This window comes from Scytonema hofmannii PCC 7110, from assembly GCF_000346485.2.
Lineage (GTDB): Bacteria > Cyanobacteriota > Cyanobacteriia > Cyanobacteriales > Nostocaceae > Scytonema > Scytonema hofmannii.
This window is the reverse complement of sequence record NZ_KQ976354.1, coordinates 3,461,225-3,467,736: the sequence shown is the minus strand read 5'-3', so window position 1 is coordinate 3,467,736 and position 6,512 is coordinate 3,461,225. Positions and strand designations below refer to the sequence as shown.

6 protein-coding genes are annotated in these 6,512 nt (G+C 43.5%); 2 read left to right on the top strand and 4 right to left on the bottom strand.

Annotation, left to right across the window (positions count from 1 at the left end):
- The 4 genes from WA1_RS59780 to WA1_RS14775 form a co-directional block, all read right to left on the bottom strand.
- Nucleotides 1-595, bottom strand: a 595-nt coding sequence (locus tag WA1_RS59780; protein ID WP_473163455.1) for a photosynthetic reaction center family protein, incomplete at its 3' end; no start/stop codon positions are given.
- A 291-nt stretch (nt 596-886) separates the two neighbouring features.
- Nucleotides 887-1,363, bottom strand: coding sequence for a hypothetical protein (locus tag WA1_RS14785; RefSeq protein ID WP_272819139.1), 477 nt, complete (start codon nt 1,361-1,363; stop codon nt 887-889).
- 300 nt (nt 1,364-1,663) lie between these two features.
- Complete coding sequence (locus tag WA1_RS14780; RefSeq protein ID WP_017742520.1) at nt 1,664-2,944, bottom strand: sensor histidine kinase; 1,281 nt, start codon at nt 2,942-2,944, stop codon at nt 1,664-1,666.
- Nucleotides 2,945-2,964: 20 nt separating this feature from the next.
- Nucleotides 2,965-3,639, bottom strand: a complete 675-nt coding sequence (locus tag WA1_RS14775; RefSeq protein ID WP_017742519.1) for a response regulator transcription factor — start codon at nt 3,637-3,639, stop codon at nt 2,965-2,967.
- A gap of 67 nt (nt 3,640-3,706) precedes the next feature.
- On the opposite strand from WA1_RS14775, the gene WA1_RS14770 reads away from it, so the two are divergent.
- Nucleotides 3,707-4,102, top strand: a complete 396-nt coding sequence (locus tag WA1_RS14770) for a hypothetical protein (protein WP_017742518.1) — start codon at nt 3,707-3,709, stop codon at nt 4,100-4,102.
- Between the two features lie 236 nt (nt 4,103-4,338).
- Complete coding sequence (locus tag WA1_RS14765) at nt 4,339-6,336, top strand: amylo-alpha-1,6-glucosidase (protein WP_017742517.1); 1,998 nt, start codon at nt 4,339-4,341, stop codon at nt 6,334-6,336.
- The last annotated feature ends 176 nt before the right edge of the window (nt 6,337-6,512 follow it).

Genomic DNA, 6,512 nt, shown 5'->3' with positions numbered 1-6,512 from the left:
GGTGGAAGGGGTGCATCAAGATATTGTGCTCTGCTTGGAACACCAACATGAAGTTGAAAGTTCCAGAGATACCCAAGGGCATACCGTCAGAGAAGGAACCTTGTCCGATGGGGTAGATCAAGAAGACTGCGGTAGCTGCTGCAACAGGTGCGCTGAATGCTACGCAAATCCAAGGACGCATTCCCAAGCGGTAGGACAATTCCCACTCACGACCTAAGTAGCAGAAGACGCCAATCAGGAAGTGGAAAACAACCAACTGGTATGGACCACCGTTGTACAACCACTCATCTAAGGAAGCCGCTTCCCAGATGGGGTAGAAGTGAAGACCGATGGCGTTAGAAGAAGGAACAACTGCACCGGAGATGATGTTGTTACCGTAGAGTAAAGAACCTGCAACAGGTTCGCGGATACCATCGATGTCTACTGGAGGAGCAGCGATGAAAGCAATGATGAAGCAGATGGCTGCGGAGAGGAGTGTAGGGATCATGATGACACCGAACCAGCCTACATAAAGGCGGTTTTCGGTGGAGGTGATCCAATTACAGAACTGCTCCCACACGCTTGCGCTTTCGCGGCGTTGTAAGGTTGCTGTCATGGTTTTATGATTGCGATGACGATTTATATATGAATGGGGAAGTTTGTTCCCCTTAACTTTAATTTACATTAAGTTACATTACTTTATCAAGAGAGTTAACTTTATTAAAGCTGATACGAGTGATTAATAAAACTTATAATTTGAGGCTTGGAGAAGATGGAGCCTTACCACACTATGCTGTTGTGGTAAAGCGTCCCTGTCCGTAAATCATAGAGGGCGGGAGGAGGACACTGATTCTACTCCATGTGAGGTAATAACCTGAAAATTGCTGTAAACCGTTTGGCAGAGCTATTAGGTCTTACTCCCACGCCCACTCTCCCGAAGAGAAGTGTAGGTAGTTGACCCGTTTTCTTCTTCCCAATCTGGGCATATATCCTTTTCTACACCATAAGGATACATGGCACAAACAAAGGGTACATCATTATAGGCAACACCATGGTAGTGCTTGCATCCTTCACAAGTTCTTGGAGTTACAATCGCATTCGTAAAAACTGGGGTTCTCTGTATTTCTGGCTCTATCTTTGCCTGACGTTTTTTTCGAGAACTCTCTATTAAAATTATTCCTGACACTATTGAAAATCCGCCAATTCTGAGAGCGCTTCTAAGTAAAGTGTCTTGAGGTTTTATTGTTTTTTCTATTTGATTAGCGATGCTTTTAGTGTCTTCTGCATGGAGACATATTTGTCCAATCATCAACCCTAAAATTCCTAAAATTCCTACGATTCCTGTGGATCGTCTTAGAGTGTTGGTAACTTTTAATTGACTCATTTTCATACAATTTTGGCTGCATTTATTCCTTCTATATCTTTGGAAGGATGAGATATTGGTTTTATGGAACGCCCTAATGACGTATTTTTTTTAAATTCTATAAACTTGTTGTCCGATACAAGACTTACTTGGAATCTTTGATTTTAAGGGAGTAGCAAAGCAACCAAAGCCGTTAGGAGGATGCTGGATGTAGGATTGTAATTCATTTGTTAAGACCTCCAATCTGGTGTGGAACTCACGCTTATTTTCAAATTACTAGATAAAAGTAACAAGAAAGTAACAGTACAACTGTGCTTAGATTTAAATTAGCGGTAGCTTGATTTGAAATGTAGAGCCTTCACCCAAACGACTTGTTGCTATAATTTTTCCCCCATGTACCTGGACAATTTGTTGTGCAATCGCTAATCCTAACCCGAAGCCTCCTGTATGGCGCGATCGCACGCTATCTACTCGATAAAACCGCTCAAAAATATGGGGTAAATCTGCCTTTGGAATCCCAATACCACTATCCTGTACTTCAATGATTACCCAACGAGACTGAAGGAAAACTCGTAAGCGTACTTTACCTCCAGAGGGTGTGTAGCGACAGGCGTTGCTGAGAAGATTAGTTACGGCTTGGCGCATTAAATCTGAATTTATTCTCAACATGACCAATTGTTCGGGAAATTCGCTTGTGAATTCTAAGTTTTTTGCCTTTGCTAAGTGAGTATATTCCTCTACTAATGCGGAGAGCCAGTTAACCAAATTGACGAGGTTAAGTAGCTCTGGCTTTAACTGTCCTTCATTTCGAGCTAAGATTAACAAATCGCTAATCAGCATTCCCATAGATTCGGCACTCTGGTCAATATTTTGCAGGGAACTTTGCTGTTGACTGGGGTCAATTGGTTCTAGCAAACCAAACTGAGCATGATTCCGAATTGCCTGAAGAGGTGTCCGTAGCTCGTGGGAAGCATCCGCTGTAAAGCGCTGTAATTGTTCGTAGGATTCGCGAATTGGCTGCATGGCGATTCCACCAAGAAGCCAACCCGTCAAAGCAATTACGCTTAAGGCAATGGGTACACCTACTATTAAAAACAGTCTCAGCGACCATAAGGTTTCTTCAACAGGCGCTAAAGAAGTCGCTATTTCCAGATAGCCGATTAATTGTTTATCCTGAAAAACAGGAAGTGTTAATTGACGCAGCAATTCATGTTGACGAACGTTGGTAGAAATGCGATCGCCTAACTCAATTGTTTGAAACCCTAGTTTACTATCTAACCGCTCTGATGGCGTGACACCAACAAACTGTAGTAGTTGCTTTTTGGGAGTGTACCAACGAGCATAAACAATTTCACTCCCAAAAGGCAAAGCTTCACCACCTAAAATAGGAACATCTTCGAGGCTAATGCGCTGCTGTTCTTGGTAAAGTCCATCTTCAACGCCCGCCGCCATCAGCCGACTTGTATTATAAAGCTCTTGGTCAAATGCCCGCAACTGGTCTTTGGCTTCTAAAAAGTAAAGTATTGCTGCAAAGATAACTAGAATACTCCCCATAGAAAGCGTAAACCAGCGAGCTAGGTTACGCCGACTGCGGCTGAACATGTTAGGAATTAGCGATCGCATCATTCGGGTGCAACTAATCGATATCCCATACCGTAAACGGTCTGTAGCCAATTTTCTGCTTTCACCATCTGTAAGCGATGTCGCAGTCGATGTACCAGCATCGTTATCGCTTTACTATCTGGCTGTGTATTCCATTCCCAAAGTGCTTGTTCGATTTGATCGTGAGTCAGTACCTGTCGGGGATGTCGTAAAAAATATTCTAGCAATTGAAACTCTCGACCTGACAGCTGAACTGTAACTTCCTGGCGCTGTAGCGTTAGAGTAGTAAGATGTAGTTGTAGGTCGGCTAACTCTAGGGTATCACCTTGCCAAAGTGGCGCTCTGCGCCCCAATGCTCGCACTCTTGCTAAGAGTTCAAGCAAACTAAAAGGTTTAACTAAATAGTCATCTGCACCCACATCTAAAGCAGATACTTTGTCTAAAACTGCATCTTTAGCTGTCAGAATCAGCACTGGAGACGTTTTGCCTGCTTGGCGATACTTTTGACACAGACTCACACCACTAATCTTAGGCAACATCCAGTCTAAAATCAAGAGGTCGTAGTCTCTTTGTTCTATTAACCACTGGGCTGTTTCACCATCTTCAGTACTATCCACAATATGACCGACTTTAGAAAGGGCACCCTGTAGTGGTTGTAACTGAGTCACATCATCCTCTACAACTAAGATTCTCATTCACTACTCCCTTCTAGTAAAAAGATTACCTATTATGATTATTGAATCATCAAACTTTCTTTGTGTTATGACTCGACCCCGTTGGTTGCAATTTCTGATAAAGTTAGGACTGGAGTTCTGGCTGCCAATACCTTTGATAGGGCTGTTTTTTTGGTTGAGCACGGGTTTGCTAACGCATCAAGTCCTGAGCCATACTTATGATACAACCTCACAATTACACGCCGACTCAAAACATAAAGTTCATTTCTCGGCTTCGCTTGCTGTTATGTCTATTGAAGCCCTGATTGAGCGAAGAGAGAAGTTGACTGATGTGAAGGTTTTTACTGCTGATTCGTTTTTAAAGCAGATGGAATTTGAGTTCCCTGTGACTGAATATGCTCAAGTCGATGCAGCGCTTGCTCAAACTTTAGGATTACCAATAACGGCAATTAAGCAGTTGATACGCTATCGCATTGAGAATTAATCTTACGCAGGACTTACGCAAAAATTGCTAGAAACCTTGATTTATCAACCGCCAAGACGCCAAGAGCGCCAAGAATTCGTAGAGCGTGCGTAAGTCCTATTATGAATGAGTAAAGATGTTTGTCTCCCAAGATGGGATAATTAATTTTGCAGTTCCCTGACTTTTTTCTCGGCCGAAGATCATTTTTTATTGAACCGCAAAGACGCAAAGGACACGAAGAAAGAGGAAGAGACGCTATGTGTGTTGAATTTGGCCGAGAAGTTTGCGGCTATCTAAATATAGTAGAATCAAAAGAGTGGTTGGTTACCAATGGTATAGGTGGTTACGCTTCTGGTACTGTAGGAGGGTTGCTGACTCGGCGCTACCACGGCTTGCTTGTTGCTTCTCTCAATCCGCCTTTGGGTCGGACTTTGATGCTGGCTAAAGTGGATGACACGGCTGTGTACGGGGAGCAGTTTTATCCACTGTTTACCAATCGTTGGACTGATGGGACTGTCAGCCCTCATGGTTATCTTCATATTGAACGCTTTTCTTTACAAGGTACTACCCCTACGTGGCGTTTTGCCTGTGCTGACGCTTTATTGGAAAAACGCGTTTGGATGCAGCAAGGTGCAAATACAACTTATGTTCAATACACATTACTTCGTGGAACGCAACCCCTGAAGCTGATACTGAAGGCGATGGTAAATTATCGCGACTATCACGGCGATACTCAAAGCAGTGACTGGCAAATGAGTATAGAGGAAATTGAGAGGGGAATTTGTACGATCGCTTGGACAAATGCAGTACCGTTTTATCTCCTGTGCAACAATGCTCGAGTCTCACTGTCTCACACTTGGGTAAGTGGCTTTGACTTAGCGGTAGAACGTTATCGGGGATTGAGCGATCGCGAAAATCATCTTCATGCTGCTACTTTTGAAGTGACGTTAAATGCTGGAGAATCGGTGACTTTTGTTGCGAGTCTTGAGAAGGAACCAGAGTTAGATGGTGAAGCCGCATTTAAGTTACGACGGACGCAGGAGCAGAAGTTAATTAGCCATTGGAAAGCAAATCGACCAATCAATGTGAGAGAAACGCCTGCTTGGATCAATCAATTAGTTCTTGCAGCTGACCAATTTATTGTATCGCGCCCCTTAAATGATGACCCCAATGGCAAGACTATTATTGCGGGTTATCACTGGTTTGGTGACTGGGGACGGGATACAATGATTAGTCTACCGGGTTTAACAATTGCCACTGGAAGACCGGAAGTTGCTCGTTCTATTCTTCGCACCTTTGCGAAATATGTAGATCGGGGAATGTTACCCAATCGGTTTCCTGATGCTGGGGAGATACCGGAATATAACACTGTTGATGCGACTTTGTGGTACTTTGAAGCTATTCGCAACTACTACAGTGCGACAGAAGATAACGATTTACTGCAAGAACTCTTTCCCGTATTGGTTGATATTATTGACTGGCACTGTCAGGGAACGCGATACAACATTCATCTCGATATGACTGATGGGTTACTTTACGCAGGTGAAGAGGCTTCGCAATTAACTTGGATGGATGCTAAAGTTGGTGATTGGGTGGTAACGCCTCGTATTGGTAAACCAATTGAAGTGAATGCTTTATGGTATAATATGTTGCGGACTATATCACAGTTTGCTCGCCTCCTTGGTAAACCCCATCAAGGGTATGAGGCAATGGCTGACCGCACCTTAGCCAGTTTTTCCAAATTTTGGAATGATGAGATGGGTTACTGCTACGATGTAATAGATAGCCCGGAAGGTGGCGATCGCTCCTTGCGTCCTAACCAAATTTTTGCCGTCTCATTGCCAAATAGCCCACTGACCCCCGAACAACAACAGAAAGTTGTAGACATTTGTGGTACAATGTTGCTCACTTCCCATGGGTTGCGTTCTTTGAGTCCGGATAGTCCTGATTATAAAGGATGTTACGGGGGTAATGCCGTAGAAAGAGATGGGGCTTACCACCAAGGAACGACTTGGGGATGGTTGATCGGTTCCTTTGTTTTGGCACATCTGCGTGTTTATAAAAATCCCATGCAAGCCCGTCAGTTTTTAGAACCCATGGCAAATCATTTGCGATCGCATGGGGTCGGTAATCTCAGTGAAATTTTTGATGGTGACCCTCCTATGACTCCACGAGGCTGTATCGCCCAAGCTTGGACAGTGGCGGAAGTATTGCGTGCTTGGTTTGCAACGGAAGAAGCAGGGGCGAATAAGTGATTCGATTTTAGATTTTGGATTTTGGATTTTGGATTTTAATCGAATGTTCTCCGTGATACGCAATTTTGACTTGTAGTTAGCAAAAAAAAATATTTCAGTAAAATCCGGAATGCGGTTATTTGACTTTGTAGATTAGTATGTCCATGTAGAAAGGTGGACTGGCAATCAAACCGCAA

Bases quoted from the DNA above. Each gene is read 5' to 3' on its own strand.
- WA1_RS14765 (WP_017742517.1), top strand. From the start codon at position 4,339: ATGTGTGTTGAATTTGGCCGAGAAGTTTGCGGCTATCTAAATATAGTA.
- WA1_RS14780 (WP_017742520.1), bottom strand. From the start codon at position 2,944: ATGTTCAGCCGCAGTCGGCGTAACCTAGCTCGCTGGTTTACGCTTTCT.
- WA1_RS14770 (WP_017742518.1), top strand. From the start codon at position 3,707: ATGACTCGACCCCGTTGGTTGCAATTTCTGATAAAGTTAGGACTGGAG.
- WA1_RS14785 (WP_272819139.1), bottom strand. From the start codon at position 1,363: ATGAGTCAATTAAAAGTTACCAACACTCTAAGACGATCCACAGGAATC.
- WA1_RS14775 (WP_017742519.1), bottom strand. From the start codon at position 3,639: ATGAGAATCTTAGTTGTAGAGGATGATGTGACTCAGTTACAACCACTA.